This window comes from Chloroflexota bacterium (genome assembly GCA_020161265.1).
In the GTDB taxonomy this organism is placed as follows: domain Bacteria; phylum Chloroflexota; class Chloroflexia; order Chloroflexales; family Herpetosiphonaceae; genus Herpetosiphon.
Map to the genome: position 1 here is coordinate 276690 of JAIUOC010000007.1, position 23001 is coordinate 299690.

Below are 23001 nucleotides of genomic sequence, written 5' to 3' on the forward strand. Positions count from 1 at the left end.
ATGCGAGTATTGATTGTTGAGGACGAACCCTATCTCGCCGATGCCATCCGCGATGGGTTGCGGCTGGCTGCGATCGCAGCAGATATCGCAGGCAACGGTAATATGGCACTAGAACTACTAGCGATCAACTCCTATGACATCGCCATTCTCGACCGTGATATTCCTGGCCCCTCTGGTGACGAGATTGCCAAACAAATTGTCGCTTCGGAGAGTGGCATGCCAATTCTCATGCTGACTGCTGCTGATCGGCTTGATGATAAGGCCTCAGGATTTGAACTTGGCGCTGACGATTACCTGACCAAGCCGTTTGCCCTGCAAGAATTAGTGCTACGGCTAAGGGCGCTTGATCGCAGGCGTGCTCACAATCGGCCACCTGTGCGCGAAATCAGCGGCCTACGCCTCGATGCATTTCGGCGCGAGGTCTACCGTAATGGGCGCTACGTTGCACTCACCCGCAAACAGTTTGCCGTACTCGAAATTCTGATCGCAGCCGAAGGTGGGATTGTTAGTGCCGAGGAATTGCTAGAACGAGCATGGGATGAGCATGCCGATCCATTCACCAATGCCGTGCGGATCACAATCTCTGGCTTGCGCAAGCGGCTAGGCGAGCCTTGGCTAATCGCTACCGTGGCTGGAATTGGCTACCGCATCGATAATGGCAGCGATGGTGCAAACGAACGAGGTATTTGTGAATAGGTCGCAAGGGCTAAGCGTGCGGATTAAACTGACCCTTAGCTACGCAGGATTTCTCATGCTCACTGGGATCTTGATGCTTGCCACCATGTGGGTATTTTATTATGTGCCCGAAGCAGCAATTACTGTGATCGGGCGGTTTGTGCCCGACCTTTTTCGTGAGCCTATTCTGAGATCGTTAACCATGCTAGCGCTATTATTGGTATTCGGCCTGCTAGGCGGCTGGCTGCTTGCAGGGCGAATGCTTGCCCCCTTGGCGCAAATCACCAACGCCACTCGCATCGCTGCCAATGGATCACTCGCGCATCGCATTGCCATGGCAGGCCGTCAGGATGAGTTTCGCGAACTTGCTGATAGCTTCGATGCCATGCTGGCGCGAATTGAAGCCCATGTAGCTGAACAGCAACGCTTTGCTGCCAATGCATCGCATGAACTACGCACACCTCTGGCAGTTACCCAAACGCTGCTTGAAGTCGCCCGTAGCGACCGAAAACACCCTGCTAGCGATTTGATTGATCGGCTCTACACCGTCAATAGCCGCGCAATCAACCTCACCGAAGCCTTACTGCTGCTGAGTCGGGCCAATCAACGCTCTTTTGAGCGCGAGCAGCTTGATTTATCGCTGATTGCTGAAGAAGCAAGCGAAACGCTACTACCACTTGCCGAGCAACGCGACCTCAGGATCGAAACCTATGGCGATATGACTCCCACACTTGGCTCACCCGCGTTGCTCTTGCAAGTTGTAACAAATCTTGTGCACAATGCCATCGTCCATAATATATCAGAACAAGGCAACGTCTGGATTACAACCAGTATCCATGCCACATATGCTCGACTGACAGTCGAAAATACTGGTGAAAAGCTGGCTTCTGATGTCATTGCGACACTGGTTGAGCCATTTCGCCGTGGAACTGAACGAATCCATAGCAACCACATGGGCGTTGGCCTTGGTCTGGCAATCGTCAAAAGCATCATCGAGGCCCACGATGGCAGACTGACCCTTAAGCCTAGAGCCAGCGGTGGACTTTGTGTCACAATCGACCTGCCGATCGCTGCCCAACCAAAACATTAAACGTTGCTAGGTTAAAGCCTAACAGCTAGTAAAATCGCGTATAATCAACCAAATACCTAATGCAGCAGAATGGAGCACCCATGCACTATGATGCCGATGTGGTCATTGTTGGAGCAGGTTTGGCAGGGCTGGTGGCCGCTGCTGAGCTAGCCGATGCCGGCAAAAAGGTGATCTTGGTTGATCAAGAATCCGAGCAGAATCTTGGTGGTCAAGCATTTTGGTCGTTTGGTGGTTTGTTTCTCGTCGATTCCCCAGAACAACGTCGCCTCAAAATCAAAGATTCCTATGAATTAGCATTGCAAGATTGGCTAGGAACTGCCGCGTTTGATCGGCCTGAAGATTATTGGCCGCGCAAGTGGGCTGAGGCGTATTTGGCCTTTGCTGCTGGCGAAAAACGCCAATGGCTCTATGATCAAGGAATGCGTTTTTTTCCGGTGGTTGGCTGGGCTGAGCGCGGCGGCTATGGGGCCATTGGTCATGGCAATTCGGTACCACGCTTTCATATTACGTGGGGCACTGGCCCAGGCGTGGTTGCACCATTTGAGCGCCGTGTGCGAGCCGCCGCCCAAAAAGGCTTGATCACGCTTAAATTTCGCCATCGGGTCAATCAATTATTGCTCAATGGCGGGGCTATCGCAGGCATCGAGGGAGATATTTTGGAGCCAAGCAGCCTGCCACGCGGTGCAGCAAGCTCGCGCAAGGTCGTTGGTAGCTTCACATTTCAAGCACAGGCCGTGATTGTAACTTCAGGTGGCATCGGTGCAAACCACGATTTGGTGCGCAAAAATTGGCCTGAACGGCTGGGCCAAGCTCCCAAAACCATGGTTGCTGGGGTGCCCGATTATGTCGATGGGCGCATGTTGGCAATTACCAAGGCTGCTGGTGGCACAATTATCAACCCTGATCGCATGTGGCATTATACCGAGGGCTTGCAGAATTGGAAGCCAATCTGGACCAACCATGGGATTCGGATTTTGCCCGGGCCATCGTCGTTATGGTTCGATGCGATTGGGCAGCGCTTGCCTGTGCCGCTTTTCCCGGGCTTCGATAGCCTTGGCACACTCAAACATTTGATGCACACTGGCTATGACTATAGCTGGTTTATTCTGACTCAAAAAATTATCGAAAAAGAATTTGCGCTTTCTGGTTCAGAGCAAAACCCCGATTTGACCAACAAAAGCGTGCGCCAAGTGCTCGGTCGGGTCTTACCGGGCGCAACTCCGCCAGTCGAAGCATTCAAACGCCATGGAGCCGATTTCGTTGTGCGCGACAATTTGGCCGATTTGATCAAAGGCATGAATGCCTTGACCGCAGAGCCATTGCTAGACGCGGCGGCGATTGAGCGCGAAATTCAGGCACGCGACCGCGAAATGACCAACCCATTTACTAAAGATATGCAAATTACGGCCTTGCGCGGTGCTCGTAACTACATCGGCGATAAATTGATTCGGGTTGCCAAACCGCACAAAATTTTAGATCGCAGCGCTGGGCCATTGATTGCGGTGCGTTTGAATATTCTGACCCGCAAAAGCTTAGGTGGCCTACAAACCGATCTTTCGGCACGAGTGATCGGCCAAGACGGGCAGCCGATCAGCGGTTTATATGCTGCTGGTGAGGTAGCAGGCTTTGGCGGCGGTGGCATGCATGGCTATCGTTCGCTCGAAGGCACCTTCCTTGGTGGTTGTATTTTTTCTGGGCGCACCGCCGGCAGGGCAGCGGCTGAGGCCTTGGCTTAATTCGTTGAGCGGCTTCAATCAGAAACTTGAAGCCGCTCAATCTCTAATTCAGCCCAGCATTTAATGCACATTAATCACAATTTTACCCTGGGCATGGCCAGTTCCAAGGTAGTGCAGCGCGTCAGCCGCCTCGGACAAGCGGTAACAGCGATCAATGACGGGCTTAAGTTGGCCTGACTCTAACAACTGTTGGAGCTTCAATAAGGTCGTATGGCGAATCGGTGCAACTCCCAGAAATTGCAAGGTCTTGCTAGTTCCTAGCGATAGTATGCGGCCTAAGGCGACCGCTTGCAGAATTTGCGGCAAAGCACCGCCAATTGCAATATATCGACCAGTCGGCGTGAGCATTTTACGATAGTTGAAAATCGATTGATAGCCATTGACTCCAAGAATCAGATCATAACGTTGACGATGCTGGCGCAAACCCTCACGGCTATAATCAATCCAATGGCTAGCTCCGATCGCTTGGGCAATTTCAGCATTGCGCGAACTACAGACCGCAGTTACTTCAGCGCCATCGGCTTTGGCAATTTGGATGGCAAAGCTGCCAACCGCCCCCGAAGCACCATTGATCAACACCCGCTGCCCAGCTTGAATCTTGCCCAAATCGCTCAGAGCGTAGATTGCGGTAAATGCTGCCACAGGAGTTGCCGCTGCCGCCTCAAATGTAACATTCGCAGGTTTCAAAACCAGTTGATCTTCGGTTGCACACACGTATTCCGCCAGCGACCCTTGAGCCGTGCCAAAAACTGCATCGCCAGGCTTAAATTTAGTTACCTGCGGGCCAACCGCCTCGACCAAGCCAGCGAGATCTAAGCCAAGCGAGTTAATTTTTGGCTTACGCAAGGCTCCATTCAACATACGAATCATGATTGGCCCAGTCATTTGATGCCAATCGAGCGTGTTGATCGACGCTGAATGGACTTTGATCAACACTTGGTTAGCCTGAAGCGAGGGGCGTTCAACCTCACGTAATTGAAGTACGTTTGGGCTGCCATATTTATAAAAAAGCATTGCTTTCATCGAAATTCCTTGCCTATTCAATTTACCCAACGTTCTGGCTAACATCAACCTTCACACCTTTGATCAGCAGCCAAAGGCAAATTGAGGCTTCGCCCAGAAATGAAGGAATTTGAATGAATGGAAAAAGACTGGCAGCAACATGGGGAGCAAGGATGCTGATAAAGCAATTGATCACATAAGCTGCGCCCCCAAGCGCCAACAATACCCCAACGAAGCGCGGCAAGATCCGCGAGCGCAGAATTAACATACCAGCAGTTAAGCAATAACAGCCAACAAAGGCCAAGCTGAGGTTAAAGCCGGTTGTTTCCAATTCGAGGGCGCTGGCAGCATGCAAATACAGTTGTTCCGTTGGAATGCCATTGGCATAACGGGCACTTTGCAACAAGATTAATGGCTCAAAGTGATTGAGCAAATTGACACTCTCGATCGCCACGGCCACCAGAATAAAAAACAACACCATTCGCGCTAGGATCGGCTTCGCCAGCCGAAACAGATCATAGAAAATTGCCGCCAAGGGAATATTGCACAAGGCAATAATTAAATGTACCGCCAAGCCCATGCGATAAAGGCTCGGTTGGGTTTGAATATTGAGGGCTGTTGCCGCCGCATCATTGACCACAATCAGGGCGGCTGGTACAAATCCCACCGCAAACAGACCACCAATGATAATTAACAGGTAGATTGCGCCAGCCATGCGCGATTTAAAACGTAGTCCAGCCAAATCTGGTTGAGGTTGCTCGGCGCTGTGCGGAAGGCTGATTCGTCCAGTTTGAAGCTTCATTGTTATTCTCCATCAAGCGATAATTGCTTGGGCCAGCATAGCCGATGGAGCAACAGCAACTCATAGCTCTAAAGAACTATTACAAAGGACTAATCAGCAAATCGTTATAATATGTCAAGCTCTTGGGCTTTAGCCACCGCCAAGGTGCGATTATTAACGCTGAGTTTGCCATAAATATTGCGCACATGGGCTTTGACCGTATACAGCGAAAGATACAATTGATCAGCAATCGCCTGATTCGAAAGCCCAGCAGCAATCAACCCCAACACCTCAAGTTCGCGCTCACTTAATGGCTCGATCAGCGCAGTTTGAGTGCTTGGCATCAACGGCATTTGCGCAAAGGCAGCTAAAATTTGGCGAGCATAGGCATTACCCAACCCTCGCCCAATTAACTCACGCAATAGCTGTTTCAGTGGCGGCCCTTCATCAATAAAAATTCGAATCAAGCCACCTGGTTCTGCCATAGCCAAAGCCGCTTGCAATGTGCGGGTTGCCTGAGCTTTTTGGCCTTGTTGTTGCTGCGCTACGGCCTGCAAAATCAAGCCATGCAGCTGTTGATCCTGCCAAGCCTTGGCTTGAAATTGCTCGATCAAGGGTTGCAGTAATTCCATAGCTGCCGCCGCATTTGTCTGAGCGAGCAAAACTTTCGCCTGAATTAATGGGGCATCAATCGTTTGGGCTAATTCAGCGGCGGCCTGAAACTCTGTTTGCGCCAACAGCACGCCAATCTGGGTCGTGATAATCTCTGGCAGCCGCTGGCTAAAATTCTGTTGGCGCACCTTTTGGGCCAATTGCCCCAGCTTGGTCGTAGCCTGATCGTTGACTCCCCGCGCCAGTTGCAAGCGCACCAGCCAAAGTTCGCAAATAATCGAACGATCAATCAGGCGGTCGTATTGCTGGGCTAAATCAAGGCTTTGTTGGGCATAACGTTCAGCGGCATCAAGCTGATTCCATTGATAATAAATCCGCGCCAAGCCTAAGTAGGCTTCGTAGATAATTTGTAGTGGTTGCTCACCCGCCAATTCAAGAATTTGCTGATAGGTTGCAGCGGCTTGATACAGTTGATTTTCCGATTCTTGCAGCTGGCCCAGACCAATCGTTGCCAAAATTCGGATAAAGCTGCTGCCCGATGCTTGGGCCAAACTAACAGATTTGGTCAGGGCTTGGCGTGCCGCCGCTCGATCGCCATGAGCCAGATAGCCAAAGCCCAACGTCCAGTAGGCCGAGGTCAGAGAAAACACATTATCAGCGGCCAAATAGGCTAAGGCTCGCTGCGATTGCGCCAGCGTTGGGGCGAATTGGTATTGAGCCAACAACAAAATTGCCCGCGATGCTGCAATCTGGCCAATTAAGTTGCGCGTTTGGTGATCATCTGGAGAGCTTTGGAGCGCGGCTTCGGCAGCATCAAGTTTTTCGGCAACACCGGAGGTTTGGCCAAGCATCAACATCAACGACGCATGCCGCCACCACAACGAGGGCTGCTGCTCAAAAACACTTTTTGGCACAGTTGCCAACCAATCGAGCAAGGTTGTGACCGTACCGCGAACGTGTAACGAAATCCGCTGCTGATCAATCAGCCGTTCTACTTGGGCAAAATCGTTGGCAGCGGCGGCATGGCGAAAAGCCTCAATCCCAAATCCATAAGCCTCGTACCAATGACTGGCTCGTCGATGCAACTCAGGCAGATCACGGCCTAATGGGCTAGTCGCCAAACGCTGGCGTAGCAAATCGGCAAATAAATGGTGATAGCGATACCAATGCCGTTCATGATCAAGTGGCACGATAAACAGATTGGCACGTTCAAGATAGGCTAAGGTTGCCACGCCCGAAGCAGGAGCAGCAGCCAAAACTGCCTCACACAACGAGCCACACATCCGATCAAGCAGCGAAGTAACCAACAAAAATGTCTGGATCTCGGCAGGTTGTTGCTGCAATACCTCTTCAAGCAAATAATCCAGCACAAACCGATGATTGCCAGTAAAGCCATCGATCAGCGGGCTTGATGCTTGCTGGCCTTGGATTGAAATTGCCGCCAATTGCAAGCCCGCAATCCAGCCCTCAGTTTGATCGGCAAGGATTTGGCTTGCTGATGCTAAAAGATCTAATTCCATTGTTTGGGTGAGAAATTGGTGGGCTTCTGCGACCGTGAAGCGTAAATCGGCCACGCGCAGCTCAGTTAATTGATGGCGCGCTCGGAGCCGCGCCAAGGGCAGATCTGGCTCCTCACGGCTAATAACGACAAGTTGCAATTGGGGAGGCAAGCGTTCAAGCAGCAAGCGCATGGCCTCAGCAATTGGTTTGGCCGTCAGCCAATGATAATCATCAAGCACTAAAATCGATTGTTGCTCAATTGTCGCCAGTTGATTCAGCAGCAAGAACAAGATAGTTTCAGTTGAGGGCAATTCTGGGGCTTGTAACCGCTGAATAATTTCTAAGCCAAATGCTGGCTCAATTGTTTGTAAGGCTGCGACAAGATACACCAAAAATCGCGCCAGATCATTATCGTTTTGATCTAGTGTCAGCCAAGCAACAGGCTGCTTGCAACTCGCAATCCACTGGCTTACAAGCATCGTTTTGCCAAAGCCAGCCGGAGCCGACACCACCGTTAAACGCCGATCATGACGCGCTTTCAAGCGTTCGAGCAACTGCGAGCGCACGACACCGTTCAAACGGGGAACTGGAATATAGCATTTAGTCGTTAATATTGGCATCACCATGGCCTTAATTATAAAGCAAACCACTCATGTTAGCCTCGTAAATGAGCAGGTTTGCTATAATCAAGGCCATGATGTTGCAGCTAATCAATGGCTAGGATCGAAATAACCCGAGGAGCACTGCATGGGGTTGAAGGCATTAATCAGGCAGTCAGCCAATAGCAATAGCAAGTTACTCGCTGCCTATGATCGTTCAAGCAAAATCATTTCAATCTACAATTCGCTGCCACTGCAATGGGCATATACGATTAACATTGATAATCAATTAACTATTGATCTTGATGCCGAAGGTTGGGTGGCAAATATCGATGTGTTTGCCAAGCCGCGTTTAAATCATGCAATCATCGTCCCGCATAAAGCTAAACGTGGTTCAGTTCAATTTGCTATCCCTGCATCAGGCGAGCGATTTATCCCAAACCCAATCGTTGTTGAAACTGATCAAGCACGTCGATTAATTCGCATAAGCCTTGATCCAACCAACGATCCTGAGCAAGGGCAATGGCTCAAAACCTCAGAGCAGGTCTATTTGCAGATCAACGCTGATTTACTTCGTACAATTGTGATCGATTTTGGGACAAAAGGCCTATGGGATTGAGTTTATACTCATTCGTTACGTTGCCAATTTGGCACAGCTAAAGCAAGCCCAATCTGCAAACAAGGTCGATAAAATGGCTCAAGTGGCAATTGCTGAGCGATAAAGCTTGTTAATTGTTGAGCACAATGCAACGCAATTGCTTGTGTTTGGCTGGGCCAGCCATTTGTGGGTGGCACAATCTCAAACTCGGAATATTGGTTGCATTCGCTTAAGCGACCAATCCTCGTTGCTGGGCCACCAAACCCATGGGGGCAACCAAACGCTGTTTGATTGGCAGGGGTAACATGACACCACCACGAAAGGGCAGAAATTGCGATCCCCCGTTCTGCACATCGTTGGATGACACTTTGTGCCTCATTGCAGGCCACAATCAACTCGCTGAAACCACTGTTTGCGGCATAGATTTCAAACTCGGTCATAAGTTTTTGAAGCGCGGCCTGATGCGTTTCGGCAATAGCTTCGAGCGCTGCATAATAGTGCTTGGGGAACAATTCTCGGTTCAAGTGACAACTCCCTCGTTCGATGATAACCACATTATAGGTCTGATCGAATATCTTTGATCAGGCTTGAAAATGATTAAGTAAACCGAATTCACGATGTTGAACAACCCCACAGGCCGAAAATCTATGGTTGGGATAATCGGCAGTTTTTAGGCTGAAAAATGAACAATTATGACGTAGGCTTGCAGTTAACCCTACGTCAACGTGTAGTGTACTTGCATCAATTTCACATTGTTTAGGAGCTGATAGATGCAACGAACAAGTTTAGTTGGCTTAAAAATCGTGTTGGTCTTGGTGGGATCAATGAGTTTGTATATTAGTCTTGATTTTGGGCTAGGTGGCTTTGAAACGCTCGGTTGGCAGGGCGCACCGCCGCAAGTCGCCGATCCAAACAATCTGCGGTATACCGTCCACGATAGCCATTTTCGCTTTTTGGCAGGAGTTTTTGGCACACTTGGGGTGAGCATCCTACTGGCCGTGCGCGATTTGGCCAAACATCGCTTGCTATTGCAAACCATTTTTACGGCGTTTATTGTTGGTGGCTTGCTCCGTTTCAGTGCCAACAATCTTGAGATCTTGTTCAGTGGCGAATTATTGCTAGCGCTGATTGCCGAAATTGGCTTGATGTTGGGGCTGCACTGGTGGCTGCATCAAGCCTTGAAAACGCATTAATCGATGGTGGCGACAACGGCCTCAGGTTGGTCTACTTGATGCTGCAAGAGCATCACGACGTTTACAAGGGTAGGTTTTTAATCAATCATTCGCCACAGAATGCGATTAAAACCTACCCTTGATACACTCACGGCACTAGGGAGTGAGAGAATTTAGGCTTGTTGGACCAATTCGACCACCACTGTGCCACTTGCATCCAGCAAACTCAGCTTATCGCCAGTAATCTTATAGCTAGTTACTTTTTCTAGTGCCTGAAACAAGGTGGTTTCTTGTTGTTGCAATTCGTTTTCAGCACAAGCCATCTTGGTTGACATCAATGGGCCAAGGGTCAACTGTTCGCCAGCAACTTTGGCCTCGCCCGAATAGCCATTACAGCCACTATGACCTGAAGCGCGGCCATCCAATTCAAAAGTTAAAGGTAAGGCTTGTGTACCTTTAATTGGTTGACCATTGATTTGCAAAACATTCCAGCTTGAGCCAGCCAAGCCAGTAGCACCAGGCTGTGAGACATCAACGGTGGGCACATTGGTTGGCATCGCGGTTGGTGTGGTCGCACCACCACAGCCAGCCAAAACAGCTAAGAGAGCAAATATCGTAAACGTGCGGCGCATTGGGTATCCTCCAAAAAAAGTATCTGTTACAAAGCCAAAACGTTAAAACTCGGCCAAAAGTTCCCTAAGAAATTAATATCGCTGTGCTATAATAGGCCACAGATTCGCCAAAATGTAACCCGCTTACAATGGTGGCAGGAGGAATACATGGATATTACCCATAAAGCCTATAATCGCGTTGATGTTATCACAGTGTCAGGGCGCTTGGCTGCAGAGACCAAAGATGCCCTGAACGATAAGATTAACCAGATTTTCGAGGAAAATCGCCATTTGATCGTCCTCGATCTCGAAAACTTAGAGTATATCAGCAGCCCAGGTTTACGGGTGTTGATCGAAGCTCGCAAAAAAGCCCGCGAATGGAAATTAAGCGAACTCGACCGTGGTGATGTGCGGATTGCCAATCTGCCTCAACGGATTCGCGAAGTATTCGACTTGACTGGCTTCACGCCATTGTTCCAAATTTACGACGACTTGGTGGAAGCTGTTGGTAGCTTCTAGACGAATTTCGGTGAGACGATATGGCGCAAACCGCTGAACTTAAACTGCCAGGGCTGCTCGATTCGCTCGGTGCTCTGTGTAAGTTTGCCTATCAGGCAGCACTTGATGCTGGGCTTAACGAACATACGGCGTGGGAAATTGAATTGGCAGTTGATGAAGCCGCCACCAATATCATCCAACACGCCTACTCTGCTGAACGTCCCGGTGATGTTCGCTTGGTCTGCGGACGCGATGGCAGCCGTTTTGTAGTACGACTGTTCGATCGCGGGGTTCCTTTTGATCCTGAAACTGTTCCTCCTCCAGATCTCACCTCATCAATCGAAACTCGCGAGGCTGGCGGCCTCGGAATGTATTTGATGGGCAGGATGATGGATGATGTGCAATTCAATTACAATCCTGAAACTGGTGAAAACGAGTTACACATGAGTAAAATCGTTGGGACACGACTGCCCGAAGATGTGCGGGTTGTGCCAGTTCAAGGCCGGATTGATGCCACGGCAGCACCAGCCTTAGCGACGATTGTCCATGAGGCCGCCGAAACTGGCGGGCGGCGCATCTTGCTTGATCTTACGGGCGTAACCTTTTTAAGCAGCAGCGGTCTGCGGATTTTGCTGTTGTTGGCTCGCGAACTCAAAGGCTCCAACGGCGAACTACGCTTGTGTTCATTGCAACCAGCGGTAGCCGAGGTCTTTACCCTGACAGGATTCACCCAAATCTTTACCATTCACCGCACTCGTGATGAAGCGCTTGCAGCGTTGGCAGATGTTGAGTAAGGTGCATGTTAGCCAGTTTTGATCGTGGAACCCGACTCTCGAAACATCGCATGGTGGCCCTTGGTTGGGCTGCCATGCTCTTTTTGTTGGCAAGTGCCAGCATTATTTGGCAAGGCTTGCCAGTTTTCAACTCGGCTACCTTGCCAGTAGCTGGCGCGTTATTGCTGTTGCTCGATGGCTTGGCAGTGCGTGATCGTTCGAACCAACCGCTTAGCCTCTCCGGCATTGTGCTCTTGGCCGTGGCGTTGATTAGCACGCCCAGCACAACCTTGGTTTTAGCCGCCGCCTCAGGTTTATGCATTCGGCTGGGTCGTTTGGCCCGCTCACGCTACGAAGAATGGGGCCGCCGCGCCCTTGAGTCTGGCGCACGTACCTTGGGCATCGCGCTCGTACTGCCATTTATCAACGATTTTGGGTTGTGGTCAAAATTGATCATACTCATCATCAGTTATATTGTGGTGGTTCAAGGCGCACGCTTGATCTTTGCTTTGCTCTGGGATGGCAAGCAAATCACCATGGGCACGTGGCAGGTCAGCGCTCCCAACATTTTCTCAATCGAAATTTTGCCTTTGCCGCTAGCAGCAATTGGTGCTCAAATGGCCGAAGATTTTCCCTTTAATTTGGTGGCAATCTCGGCAGCAGGCTTAGTTGGCAGCGCATGGATGGTGCAACGCGCCAGTCGATCATTAGGTTTGCAGCGCCGCACCGTGGCTGAACTTGGCCAAATCAATGCGATCAGTCGCGCGATCATTCGGGCCGAATTAGATGTTGATTCGTTGTGCCAGTTGGTCTATGGCGAGGCCAGCAAGGTTGTCGATACCAGCAATTTTCGCTTGGGCTTGTTTGAAGGCCGTTTCTTTGAACTCAAAGTGCGGGTGCAAGATGGCCATCATGAGCCACCCTTGCGCGTCGAACTCCCCAATGATCGTGGCATCGTCAGTTGGATTCGGCGCACAGGTCGCTCGTTGTTGGTCGAAGATTTTGACAGCGAAATGGATCGCTTGCCAGCTCAGCCAACCTACCAAGCCGAATATCCGCCACGTTCAGGGGTCTATATTCCGTTGATGACTGGTGACGAGGTTTTGGGCACAATTTCGATCCAAAGCAGCGAACCTCGCGCCTTTGATACCGACGATTTACGCTTGCTCTCGCTGATTGCCGACCAAGCTGCGGTTGCGATTGACAAGGCACGCGCCTACTCAGCAGCTCGTCGTCGTGCTGCCCAACTAGCCACAATCGGCGAAGTTAGCCGCCAAGTTACGGCGATTCTCGATTTGGATCGTTTGTTGCCTTCAGTTGTCCATCGGATTCGGGTCAGCTTTGGTTATTCGCAAGTACATCTTTTTACCTTTGATGAATTGCATCAACAGCTTTTCTTCCGTGCCAGCACTGCCAGCGATAGCCCATTTTGGCAACGCCAAGGCAAACGCTTACCATTAGGCCTGGGCATCGTTGGCCATGTCGCCGTCACTGGCGAGCCAATGCTGGTCAATGATGTACGCGAAGAGCCGCGTTTCTTGCCCGATCAACATGGCATCGCCGCCGAATTAGCTGTACCCATGCGAGTTGGCCAGCAGTTGCTCGGCGTGTTGGATGTACAAAGCGAGAGCTACGGCGCGTTTGATGAAAATGATTTCTTCGTGGTGCAAACCCTCGCCGATCAAATTGCCATCGCGATTGATAGCGCCTCGGTCTTCCAATCACAACAAGAGGAAGCTTGGGTGCTCAACGCCTTGTTGCAATCAGCCGAAAATTTTGCCTGGGTCAGCGAGATCAGCGAAATGCTCTATCTCAGCGTGCGCTTGCCAGCCTTGTTGGTTGGTTGCGAACGCGCCTTATGTCTTCTTTGGCAGCGTGAAAGCAATCGCTGGATTTTGGCTGAAGGCTGGGGCTTGACCAATGAACAACGCCAATCAATTGGTGCGAGTGCCACCGATGAGCAAGTGCCCTGGCTCGAACGCATGCGCTCCGAAGGCGAATCATTTGCAGCCGAGTTGGTCGATCTCGAACAGCTTTCGAGCGCAGGCTTAGTGCCCTACAGCAGCTATGGCGCAGTGCTGGCCCAACCGCTCAACTCGCGCGGGGCCACGCTGGGGGTGCTGTTGTTAGAACAATGCGGCCACGACGAAACGTGGCTGCCACGCCAAATTACCATCGCCGCCGGAATTGCCGGCCAAGCTGCGGCAGCAATTGAAAGTGCCTTACTGGCGCAAATTGAAGCTGCCCGCCAACATATTGAACAGGAAATTAGCGTTGCCCGTGAAATTCAAATGAGCTTGTTGCCCTCACGCTTGCCGCAACTCGCAGGCTGGGATAGCGGCGCACATTGGAATTTGGCCCGCCAAGTTGGCGGCGATTTCTACGACTTTTGGAGTTTTCGCAGCGGGCCTTCAGCAGGCGAGATGGGCTTTGTGATTGCCGATGTCTCGGATAAGGGCGTACCTGCGGCCTTGTTTATGGCACTTTCGCGCTCGTTAGTGCGTGGTGCGGCGCTTGACGGCTCGCCACCATCACAGGCGATCGAACGTGCCAACCGCTGGATTATGCGCGACAGCCAATCGTATATGTTCGTAACGCTTTTCTACGGAATTATTAATCCAGTGACTGGGCGTTTGCGCTACACTTGTGCTGGGCATAATCCGCCATTGCTGTATCGCGCCGCTACAGGCCAGATTGAGCAATTGCGCACACCTGGAATTGCCTTGGGCGTAATCGATGATGCAGTTTTAGGCGAAGCTGAAACGATTATTGAATTAGGCGATGTTTTGGTCTGTTATACCGATGGCGTAACCGAGGCAGTTGATAGTACAATGGATGAGTGGGGCGTGCCACGTTTGATGGAGACGATTCATCAGACCGCCCACTGCGATGCAGCGACTATGTTGCATACAATTAGTAGTCGCCTTGCAGCGCATACTGGCGATTTACCAGCCTTCGATGACCTTACTTTAGTGGTGATTAAACGGCTGGCCGATGCCAATCAACCTGTTTGAGGAATTTGATCGTGCGTCTCCTAAATAAACATGTGATCATCACTGGTGGCTCCAGCGGCATTGGCTTTGCCACAGCCCAACGCATTTTGGCCCGCGGAGCCTCGGTTTCGTTGATCGCTCGCAATCGGATTCGGTTGGTCGAGGCTGCCGAACGCTTACAACCCTTGATCAATCGGGCTGGGCAGCGGATCGAAATTGCCACCGCCGATGTGCGAGTTCGCCATGATGTCAGTCAAGCCATCGCCGATCTGATTCAACGGGCTGGTCCATGTGATGTGTTGATCGCTGCCGCTGGTGGCGTTCAAGCTGGGCCATTTCAACAACTTGATGATCAAGTCTTTCGTGATCTGATGGATTTAAATTATTTTGGTACGCTGCACGCGATTCGTGCGGTTGTGCCACATATGCAAAATCGCCGGGTTGGCTCGATTGTCGCGATTTCATCAGTGGCTGGTTTAGTGGGGGCGTTTGGCTATAGTGCCTACACTCCTACTAAATTCGCGATTCGCGGGCTGATGGAAGTCTTGCGCCCAGAACTAAAAGCTTATAACATCACTACAAGCGTGGTGTATCCAAGCGATATTCAAACCGAGGTTGGGCAAACCAGCAGTAATGGCGATAGCAGCCTGAGCAATCAGCAGCCAATTAACGCCGACCGAATTGCCCAAGCGATTGTCCGTGGCATTCTCAAACGCCGCTTTATCATCACCGCCGATGCCCAAAGCTCATGGTTGGTGCGGGTTGGCAACTTGGCCGCGCCAATCTTAAACAGGTTCTTTGATCGTCCTGTGAAGCGTTCACAACAGCAACCAAAGCCCCACGAGGATAACACCCCACCAACAGGCTTGGTTTAAGGAGAGCATTATGCAATCGTGGTCGGATGATATTCAGCAACAAGCCGCCGTGTTTAACGCGATTGGGGCCGATTATGAGGTGATGTTTGGCAATAATCAAGATCAACAGGATCTCAGTCAATGGTTGGCTGATCTGTTGGAGCCAAACTCGAAAGTACTCGATTCCGGCTGTGGTACAGGCATTCCCACCGCCCAAACCTTGGCCAAAGCTGGCCATGAAGTAACCTGTCTCGAAATTTCAGCTTCAATGCTCAATTTGGCGCGGCAAAATGTGCCCAATGGCCAATATGTGCTCGACAGCGTTAATCACGTTAATTTTGAGCCTGCCTCATTTGATGCAGTTGTCTCGTTTTTTGCCTTGCTGATGCTGCGCCGCAGTGATATTGAGCATGCGTTACAGCAATTCCATCATTGGCTCAAACCTGCTGGCTTGTTGCTGCTCTCCATGGTCGAAGGCGATTTTGATTATATTCAAATTGTGCTCGGCGATCAGCCAGTCTTTGTGACGGCCTACCCTCAAGCCCAACTTGAAGCCTTGATCACCAAATCAGGCTTCCAAATTCTCGAAACCCGCCTGCAACATTATGTTCCCCACCATGGCGCAACTCCTGAAACCCAAATTTTCATCGTCGCCCAACGCGATTAACGTTAAAATTAAAATGCTCTGCTTCGAAATTGAAGCAGAGCATTTTTTATGTTTACTAATGTATATAGATGCACTGATACAGTAAATCCACAAAACAAATATTAGGGGGTGCAGGGGGATTAAAGCCCCCTGCATTTCCCGCCTTGAGGCGGGACGGAAGGGTGGTGAAACTTTATGGATGTAAATGGACGTAAATCGAGAGTCTATTTAGATATGTTTACTTACTGATCAACGGCAGATACTGCACCGAACTCGTATCATAATCATCAAGATAGGCCGCAACCCACGCCAGCGGCGAGTTCCAGTTAATCGTCACTTCATTGGTTGACCACGAATCGATATGATCAACATAGCACTTCAAGGCCGCGCAACCAGCCAATTCGACTTGAGCATAGGGGTCTTGAATGCTTGAATTTGGCCCACCAGCCACCACACCTGGCGGCGTACCAGGATACTCTGGATTAATTTGCTTGGCCCAGAAGCGATGATGTGGATTGGTCAATGAGACCGAGCCATAGCCCGAAATATACGAGCGATTCAGTGGATTACGCCCCAACAAGTAAGCCATGCCTTGGCTAATTGCATCGGCATAGCTGGCATCGCCAGTAAAGTCGCCTGCCAAACCCATTACAATCATATTATTCAGAATTGATGAGTTGGAACCCCAAGGATATTGCAGACCTGGATCGTATGGAATGCCATAGCCACTGGATTGCTGCGCAGCCACAAATTGATCAGCCGCTGCAATGACTGCGGCACGGGCAGTTTGGCGCTCAGCACTACTCAAATCATTGGGAACCAAGGCCAACGACAGGGTGCCAAGGCTGGCCACGCCGCCCCAGTTCATGGCGCTACCACCACCAAGATCAAGCTGCAAATAATAGCTCGATTCTTCAATTGCTTCGCGATAGGTGGCCGAGCCAGTTGTGATATACAATTCGGCGGCGGCCCAATACCATTCATCATTCAAGGTGCTATCGCCATAGCCACCACCGCCATTGAAGTTATCGCGGGCGATTTCGTTAGGATAGGCCAAGGCTGCTTGCCAAGCTCGTTCAGCCGCCACCAAACAACGGTCAGCAAAGGCTTCATCGATCTCACGCCAAATCCGTGAACATTGGGCAGCGGTCGCAGCCAAGTTCAAGGTTGCGGCGGTACTTGGTGGATACAAATAGCGCATTTGGCTATCTTCGTGTGGAGCCATTGGCAAACCAGTCCAGTTCGCATCGTGAACTTTATGGTGCACCATACCCGTTTTGGAAACTGGCGCAGTCGTAGGAATTTGCATTCCTAGCATAAACTCCATATTCCAGCGCACTTCATCCAACAAATCAGGCACGCCATTGTTATTTTCGGGAATATTCATGGTGCCATCGGCAAATTGGGCTAGGCTCTCGGGGCCACGTTGCTGCGCTCGTTCATATTGATTGAGCAACGTCCAGACCGAAATGCCACTGTTGACCACATATTTGCCATGATCGCCAGCATCGTACCAACCCTTCGAAACATTGAGTTGATAATCGCAGCCAGGCCAGCTTTGGCCTTGGGTGTCAGTGCCAGTAAAACAGGTTACCGAGGTATCGCCTTGGTTGGGTGCAACCCCGATGTGGCCTGCTGGTCGCGTCCATTGCTCACCACCAGCATAGGGCATGGTAATCGCAATCCCGCTGCGATTATGGTAGAAATAGGCCAAAGCATCATATTTCATCCGCGAATACAAGCCTGCCTCGATGGCAAATGGATAGCTCGTTTCGCTACCGATGCTCAGATAATAGCCTTCACCAACCGTTTGGTAGCTTGAAAAATCGATCAAATGCACATGTTCAGCCGAGGCTGATTCTTCGCCATACACCGTGGTTTGGCCGCTTGCCACCACTGCATCAGCAGTGTTATGCAATTGCCAAGCCAATGGCTCAGTCGCAGGATGCACCAAACTTGCCACTTTGCTCATCGTGGGCAAATAGCTGGCTTGGTTGACCCGAATTCCGGTTTCTAACATATACAAACTCACCTGATCAATACAGATCGTCGGGGTTCCGATGCCACCCATTTGGAACAACAACGAAGCTGCATCGCTATAGGCCGATGTAAAATTATAGACAAATTCTGTCCAGGCCGAGTTGAGCACTGGATCAGCCGAAAAATAGCCAGTGTATGGCTCGGCATTTTTTTGCAAACGCACGGGCAAAGTGACTGGCACAGTTGATTTGGCAGCAAATTTAAGCTGATAGCTCACACCAGCTTCAATCGCAATGGTATGTTGACCAAGCTGCACATCCCAAGGATTTGTGCCAGGAGTGTTGATCGTCAAACACGCGCCATCATCGGTGTTCACACTGACATCGCCGCCAGTCCACCAAGGCGGTAGGCCACCAACAAACTCGCCATTTTGCACCAAATTGCCCGATGGCTCGACCGGGCCAGTTTCGCCCAACACTTGCACATCGTCAATTGTCAGTACATTCGTGCCTTGGCCGCCCATTTGAAATTGAAAAGCAGCCCCAGCATCATCAAAGCCTGAGGTAAAAACAAATTGATGGGCTTGATCGCTCGTGGTCAAGGTAACATCTTGGCTAAAATAGTTGGTATAGGGCGAGGCCTCTTTTTGCAGTTTCATCACCACAGTACCAGTGGTTGAGGCACGGATGCGAAACGTGACAGTGTAGGTTTGGCCTGATTGAAGCGGAACTCCATTTTGGCCAACGATTGCATCCCATGGATTACTACCAGCATTATTGATGGTTGCGACTAATGCACCACTCGCAGTATCAGTAGCGACCGAGCTTGTGGCCCACCATGGCGCAAAACCAGCGCTGAAATCGCCATTTTGCAGCAAATTACCAACAGTTTGCGGGGGTTGAGCATAAATCTGTGAGGTGGCTGGCACAATCGCTTGTTGGCAGCCTAACGCAATAACCAACCAAAAGACGAAAAATCCTCGTGCCCAAAAGCTCCTCGTCGAACGGATACCAATCACGGTACGGCTGTGGTCAGCGCTCATTGCTGCCTCCATGATTCACTTCATTGGAATCGGTCTCAATACATCAGTGTAAATGAAGGAAGGTTGTTGAGACGAAAGCTGCTGCTACAGCGCGATGCAATTGGGAGTGCTTTCGTCGGCAATTGAGAACGATCTCATAACTAGATAGCATATAATAGCATAGGATTGTGCCGTATAATGCAACCAGCAATTTTGCCGCGTTGAAGCTTGATTGGCTTGAGGAACCCATGCAACCCGCCCGCACCAGCCACAACTATACACCCATGCCATTTCGCCGCTTACTGCGCTGGTCGATGATACTCTCAACCGTTTTGGGCTTTATCATCCTTATTCCAGTCGCAACCTCGGGCCTGAATGTTGAAAATGTGCTTATGACCTTTGGCTCTAGCTATTCAATTGGGCTTGCAGCGCCATCGCTAGTCTTTTTTTTGCTGCGCTGGACAATGCCAATCGCCCAACGCCGCAACTGGTCGCCAATTCGGGCTTGGTCGTTGGCAGCATTTTTGGGTGGACTGATTGCCACCATTATTTATGCAGTGATTTTTGGGCTATTTTTTATTGCCGCCAACGAACGCCTCAACTTCATCATCTTTTGGACGATCCTTGGTTCGTTACTTTCAGCAGGCACCACTGGTCTATTTTACACAGCCGAGCGCGTGCTGAATGAACTCGACAAAGGCCGCCAAGCCTTGCGCCACAATGCCGCCCTTTCGGAAGAATTGCGGCTTGCTCGTATGATCCAAGAAGGCTTGCTGCCCGATCATCCACCTGAGATCAATGGTTTAGCGATTGCTGGCGGTTGTTTTCCCGCCCATGAAGTTGGCGGCGATTTGCTGAGCTACGATTTAACCGCTGATGGCCGTTTATGCCTTAGTGTGGGCGATGTAACGGGCAAAAGCGTCAGCGCAGCCATGCTGATGGGCATTACGCTGGGAGTGCTTCAAGCAGAAATTTATGATCATGAAGAGCCAGCGACTGTGCTCAGCGAGCTTGATCGCTGGTTGCGCACCAAGCGTCAAACCAATAATTTTGTGGCCTTGCAAGTCGCCTTGTTCAACCCCCAAACCAGTAGTATGCTCTTGGCCAATGCTGGGCAATTAGCACCGTTGCGTCGTCGCCAGCACGAAGTAGAGTTTCTAGAAATTAAGGGCAGTTTGCCGCTAGGAATGGGGCCAACGATGCCCCATGTTCAAGAGCAAGTCAGTTTGCAATCTGGCGATTTGCTGGTGTTTTATACCGATGGCGTAGTTGAGGCCCAAAATGCTAAGGGTGAAATGTGGGGCTTCGAAAGTTTGATCAATCTAGTCAAAACGATCAAGAGCAACCACCCGCATGAAATTGTCCAAGCAATTCTCACAGCAATTCGTAGTTATACCCACAACATCGAACCGCACGACGATATTACCTTGGTCGTGGTGGCTGTTCAATAAATTATGTCAAATAAACACCAGATTGAGCATATTCAACTTGAGCATAATGCCTTAGCGCCAATGTTCATCGCCAAACTAGAGCCACATCACATCCCCAACGTGGTTAATCTGCCACACCGCCATAGCTTCCACGAGCTTTTATGGATCAGGGCTGGTACTGGGCGACATTGGGTTGATCAGCAATCGTACCCATTACAAGCCCACACTTTAGCTTTAGTGGCTCAAGGCCAAGTGCATGTTTTTGAGCAGGCCGAGGCACTTGATGGCTATTATCTGCGCTATGATCAGGCGTTTCTGCCCACCCAAGCTGATGAGCAACAACCAAGCTTTCGAGCCAACGGCGGGCTACAACTGAGTGCTGTCGATAGCCAAATTATCGATAGCTTGTTTGAATTATTGGCCCACGAATATCAACGTGAAGATTGTTTAGCCAAATATCACAGCCTACGCCATTTGCTGCTGACCCTCCTTTGGCAAAGCCAACGGCTGAGCCATGCCGCCGATCAACCACCACAATCAGCCAATTATGCCATGTATCGCCAATTTTTGGCGCTGCTCGAACAAGCATTTCAGCAGCATCATGACATTCACTATTATGCCGATCAGCTTAATCTGAGCAAAACCCAATTGGCGCAAATTATCAGTCAGCACAGCGGCCAACCACCCAAACGCATCATTCTCAAACGAATTTTGCTCGAAGCACAGCGTTATTTGCAATTTACCACCATGCCAATTCAACAACTAGCCCAAAGCCTCGGCTTTCATGATCCCTTCCATTTCAGCAAATTTTTCAAGCAAGAGCTAGGCATTTCGCCACGCCGTTATCGCGAACAAAGCTTCAAAAAATGATATGTTCTGCTCAAAATTTTTCCATTTCTTCGATCTCCCACAATCGTTACAATAAAGCGATGGCTCGCATTCCAGCAGGTGCGAGCCAGCAATGAATTAGCACAATCAAACGAGGGCTTCATGAAACGGATCGTGATCGATCAAAAAATTGCAGTTTGCGTCGTCTTTGTAGCGGCGTTATTTATGAGTATTATGGATGGCACGATTATCAACGTGGCACTAGCAACCATCCAACAAGATTTTGGCGCGAGCAGCAGCGCAATCAATGCAATCGTGGTGATCTATTTAATTTGTATTGCGGTGGTAATTCCAGCTTCGGGCTGGTTGGGCGACCGTTGGAACACCAAATGGGTCTTTTTGACCTCACTTGGTTTGTTCACCTTGGCCTCGCTGGCCTGTGGCTTAGCCCAAAATATCGAGCAATTAATGCTAACTCGGGCTGCTCAAGGCATCGCCGCTGGTGCATTGATGCCTGTCGGTACGACCATGCTTTTCCGCACCTTTCCGCCGCACCAGCGCATCCAAGTTTCGCGGGTGCTGATTATCCCGACGGTCATTGCGCCCGCAGTTGGGCCAGTGCTCGGCGGATTTTTAGTCGATCATCTGTCATGGCACTGGGTCTTTTTCGTCAATGGCCCAATTGGCTTAGCCGCGCTGATCTTCGGGGTCATTTGGTTGCAAGCGCCAGCCCAAGAAGAAGTTGGCGCATTCGATTGGATGGGCTTTATTTTAGCGGGAGCAGGCTTTGCCGCGTTGCTCTACACCTTGACCGAAGGTGCGAGCAAAGGCTGGGGTTCGCCAATCATTTTGGTGAGTGCCGCGATTGGGGTTGGCGCACTTGCCGCGCTGGTGGTCGTTGAATTAGCCAAAGCCAAGCCAATGCTTGATCTGCGGCTCTTCTCCATTCCCTTGTTTCGCATTAGCAATTTAGTAGCGATTTTCGGCTCAGCCGCTTTTACAGGCATTCTGTTTCTGATGCCCCAATTTTTGCAAAATGTGGTTGGAGCCAGTGCGCTCGAATCGGGCTTGACCACCTCGCCCGAAGCAATTGGTGTAGTGCTATCGAGCCAAATCGTAGCGCGACTTTACCCCAAAGTTGGCCCACGCCGCTTGACCTTTGGCGGGGTTTTAGGGGTTGCTGTGATGATGGGCTTGATGAGCACAATCGATGCTGAAACCAATTTGTGGTTGGTACGTGCCTTGATGTTTGGCACAGGCGTGGGGATGGCCTACCTCTTTTTGCCAATTGAGGCCGCCGTTTTTGCCCAAATTCCCCATGCTTCAACTGGCCAAGCCTCGGCAATTTTCAGCATGCAACAACAACTTGGTTCGGCCTTGGGCGTAGCCATTTTGGGCAGCGTGTTGGCGCTCAATCATAGCGGCACAACAATCAATCAAAATGCCCAAAGCTATCAGTATGCCTTCTTGGCAGCAGCAATTTTGGCATTCGTTTCAGCTTGTGTAGCGTTGTTCATTCGCGATCGCGATGCAGCAGCGACTATGGCGGAACATGGCGAGCACAGCGAATTAAGTCATTCAATCGCCTAAAACAAAGGCGGC

19 protein-coding genes are annotated in these 23001 nt (G+C 50.5%); 13 read left to right on the forward strand and 6 right to left on the reverse strand.

Translation table 11 applies throughout. The annotated features are described in order from the left end of the window. The 3 genes from LCH85_17170 (at window position 1) to LCH85_17180 (ending at window position 3501) form a co-directional block, all read left to right on the forward strand. Complete coding sequence (locus LCH85_17170; protein MCA0353727.1) at window positions 1-696, forward strand: response regulator transcription factor; 696 nt, start codon at window positions 1-3, stop codon at window positions 694-696. Continuing rightward, complete coding sequence (locus LCH85_17175; protein MCA0353728.1) at window positions 689-1765, forward strand: HAMP domain-containing histidine kinase; 1077 nt, start codon at window positions 689-691, stop codon at window positions 1763-1765. Before LCH85_17170 ends, LCH85_17175 begins: the two co-directional genes overlap by 8 nt. An 80-nt stretch (window positions 1766-1845) precedes the next feature. Then, window positions 1846-3501: an FAD-binding dehydrogenase gene (locus LCH85_17180; GenBank protein ID MCA0353729.1), complete on the forward strand. Its 1656-nt coding sequence runs from the start codon at window positions 1846-1848 to the stop codon at window positions 3499-3501. 60 nt (window positions 3502-3561) lie between these two features. On the opposite strand, the gene LCH85_17185 is transcribed toward LCH85_17180, so the two are convergent. The 3 genes from LCH85_17185 to LCH85_17195 all read right to left on the reverse strand — a co-directional run bounded on the left by LCH85_17185 (window position 3562) and on the right by LCH85_17195 (window position 8016). Beyond that, window positions 3562-4524, reverse strand: a complete 963-nt coding sequence (locus LCH85_17185) for an NAD(P)-dependent alcohol dehydrogenase (protein ID MCA0353730.1) — start codon at window positions 4522-4524, stop codon at window positions 3562-3564. A gap of 22 nt (window positions 4525-4546) precedes the next feature. After that, window positions 4547-5305, reverse strand: coding sequence for a DUF4386 domain-containing protein (locus LCH85_17190; protein ID MCA0353731.1), 759 nt, complete (start codon window positions 5303-5305; stop codon window positions 4547-4549). A 104-nt stretch (window positions 5306-5409) separates the two neighbouring features. Then, entirely contained in the window at window positions 5410-8016 is a 2607-nt protein-coding gene (locus LCH85_17195) for a LuxR C-terminal-related transcriptional regulator (GenBank protein MCA0353732.1), read from the reverse strand. Between the two features lie 127 nt (window positions 8017-8143). On the opposite strand from LCH85_17195, the gene LCH85_17200 reads away from it, so the two are divergent. Beyond that, on the forward strand, window positions 8144-8614 hold the full coding sequence (locus LCH85_17200; protein ID MCA0353733.1) for a hypothetical protein: 471 nt from the start codon (window positions 8144-8146) through the stop codon (window positions 8612-8614). 8 nt (window positions 8615-8622) lie between these two features. Here LCH85_17200 and LCH85_17205 read toward each other — a convergent pair whose 3' ends face one another. Then, a complete protein-coding gene (locus tag LCH85_17205) occupies window positions 8623-9117 on the reverse strand; it encodes a hypothetical protein (protein MCA0353734.1) in 495 nt (164 codons plus the stop codon). Window positions 9118-9363: 246 nt separating this feature from the next. Between LCH85_17205 and LCH85_17210 the strand changes: the two genes are divergently transcribed. After that, entirely contained in the window at window positions 9364-9786 is a 423-nt protein-coding gene (locus LCH85_17210; GenBank protein ID MCA0353735.1) for a DUF4345 domain-containing protein, read from the forward strand. A gap of 152 nt (window positions 9787-9938) precedes the next feature. Here the strand turns inward: LCH85_17210 and LCH85_17215 are convergent, their stop codons facing one another. Next, the gene (locus tag LCH85_17215) at window positions 9939-10397 is read right to left on the reverse strand and encodes an META domain-containing protein (protein MCA0353736.1); all 459 of its coding nucleotides are present in this window, start codon (window positions 10395-10397) and stop codon (window positions 9939-9941) included. A gap of 147 nt (window positions 10398-10544) precedes the next feature. Between LCH85_17215 and LCH85_17220 the strand changes: the two genes are divergently transcribed. The 5 genes from LCH85_17220 to LCH85_17240 are packed head-to-tail and all read left to right on the forward strand — an operon-like array spanning window position 10545 to window position 16161. Beyond that, the gene (locus LCH85_17220) at window positions 10545-10895 is read left to right on the forward strand and encodes an STAS domain-containing protein (protein ID MCA0353737.1); all 351 of its coding nucleotides are present in this window, start codon (window positions 10545-10547) and stop codon (window positions 10893-10895) included. Between the two features lie 20 nt (window positions 10896-10915). Next, entirely contained in the window at window positions 10916-11668 is a 753-nt protein-coding gene (locus LCH85_17225) for an anti-sigma factor antagonist (protein MCA0353738.1), read from the forward strand. Window positions 11669-11673: 5 nt separating this feature from the next. Then, on the forward strand, window positions 11674-14661 hold the full coding sequence (locus LCH85_17230) for a SpoIIE family protein phosphatase (protein ID MCA0353739.1): 2988 nt from the start codon (window positions 11674-11676) through the stop codon (window positions 14659-14661). Between the two features lie 11 nt (window positions 14662-14672). Beyond that, window positions 14673-15515: an SDR family oxidoreductase gene (locus LCH85_17235; protein MCA0353740.1), complete on the forward strand. Its 843-nt coding sequence runs from the start codon at window positions 14673-14675 to the stop codon at window positions 15513-15515. Between the two features lie 10 nt (window positions 15516-15525). Then, on the forward strand, window positions 15526-16161 hold the full coding sequence (locus LCH85_17240; GenBank protein MCA0353741.1) for a class I SAM-dependent methyltransferase: 636 nt from the start codon (window positions 15526-15528) through the stop codon (window positions 16159-16161). Window positions 16162-16378: 217 nt separating this feature from the next. Here the strand turns inward: LCH85_17240 and LCH85_17245 are convergent, their stop codons facing one another. Beyond that, on the reverse strand, window positions 16379-19162 hold the full coding sequence (locus LCH85_17245; protein ID MCA0353742.1) for a glycoside hydrolase family 9 protein: 2784 nt from the start codon (window positions 19160-19162) through the stop codon (window positions 16379-16381). 167 nt (window positions 19163-19329) lie between these two features. Between LCH85_17245 and LCH85_17250 the strand changes: the two genes are divergently transcribed. The 3 genes from LCH85_17250 (at window position 19330) to LCH85_17260 (ending at window position 22989) form a co-directional block, all read left to right on the forward strand. Further along, window positions 19330-20592, forward strand: coding sequence for a serine/threonine-protein phosphatase (locus tag LCH85_17250; GenBank protein MCA0353743.1), 1263 nt, complete (start codon window positions 19330-19332; stop codon window positions 20590-20592). A gap of 3 nt (window positions 20593-20595) precedes the next feature. Next, complete coding sequence (locus LCH85_17255; GenBank protein MCA0353744.1) at window positions 20596-21441, forward strand: helix-turn-helix transcriptional regulator; 846 nt, start codon at window positions 20596-20598, stop codon at window positions 21439-21441. A 120-nt stretch (window positions 21442-21561) separates the two neighbouring features. Then, window positions 21562-22989: a DHA2 family efflux MFS transporter permease subunit gene (locus LCH85_17260; protein MCA0353745.1), complete on the forward strand. Its 1428-nt coding sequence runs from the start codon at window positions 21562-21564 to the stop codon at window positions 22987-22989. Window positions 22990-23001 lie beyond the last annotated feature (12 nt).

Coding starts and splice junctions, on each gene's coding strand:
- LCH85_17170 (MCA0353727.1), top strand. CDS start 1: ATGCGAGTATTGATTGTTGAGGACGAACCCTATCTCGCCGATGCCATC.
- LCH85_17180 (MCA0353729.1), top strand. CDS start 1,846: ATGCACTATGATGCCGATGTGGTCATTGTTGGAGCAGGTTTGGCAGGG.
- LCH85_17185 (MCA0353730.1), bottom strand. CDS start 4,524: ATGAAAGCAATGCTTTTTTATAAATATGGCAGCCCAAACGTACTTCAA.
- LCH85_17190 (MCA0353731.1), bottom strand. CDS start 5,305: ATGAAGCTTCAAACTGGACGAATCAGCCTTCCGCACAGCGCCGAGCAA.
- LCH85_17195 (MCA0353732.1), bottom strand. CDS start 8,016: ATGCCAATATTAACGACTAAATGCTATATTCCAGTTCCCCGTTTGAAC.
- LCH85_17200 (MCA0353733.1), top strand. CDS start 8,144: ATGGGGTTGAAGGCATTAATCAGGCAGTCAGCCAATAGCAATAGCAAG.
- LCH85_17210 (MCA0353735.1), top strand. CDS start 9,364: ATGCAACGAACAAGTTTAGTTGGCTTAAAAATCGTGTTGGTCTTGGTG.
- LCH85_17215 (MCA0353736.1), bottom strand. CDS start 10,397: ATGCGCCGCACGTTTACGATATTTGCTCTCTTAGCTGTTTTGGCTGGC.
- LCH85_17220 (MCA0353737.1), top strand. CDS start 10,545: ATGGATATTACCCATAAAGCCTATAATCGCGTTGATGTTATCACAGTG.
- LCH85_17225 (MCA0353738.1), top strand. CDS start 10,916: ATGGCGCAAACCGCTGAACTTAAACTGCCAGGGCTGCTCGATTCGCTC.
- LCH85_17230 (MCA0353739.1), top strand. CDS start 11,674: ATGTTAGCCAGTTTTGATCGTGGAACCCGACTCTCGAAACATCGCATG.
- LCH85_17240 (MCA0353741.1), top strand. CDS start 15,526: ATGCAATCGTGGTCGGATGATATTCAGCAACAAGCCGCCGTGTTTAAC.
- LCH85_17245 (MCA0353742.1), bottom strand. CDS start 19,162: ATGAGCGCTGACCACAGCCGTACCGTGATTGGTATCCGTTCGACGAGG.
- LCH85_17255 (MCA0353744.1), top strand. CDS start 20,596: ATGTCAAATAAACACCAGATTGAGCATATTCAACTTGAGCATAATGCC.
- LCH85_17260 (MCA0353745.1), top strand. CDS start 21,562: ATGAAACGGATCGTGATCGATCAAAAAATTGCAGTTTGCGTCGTCTTT.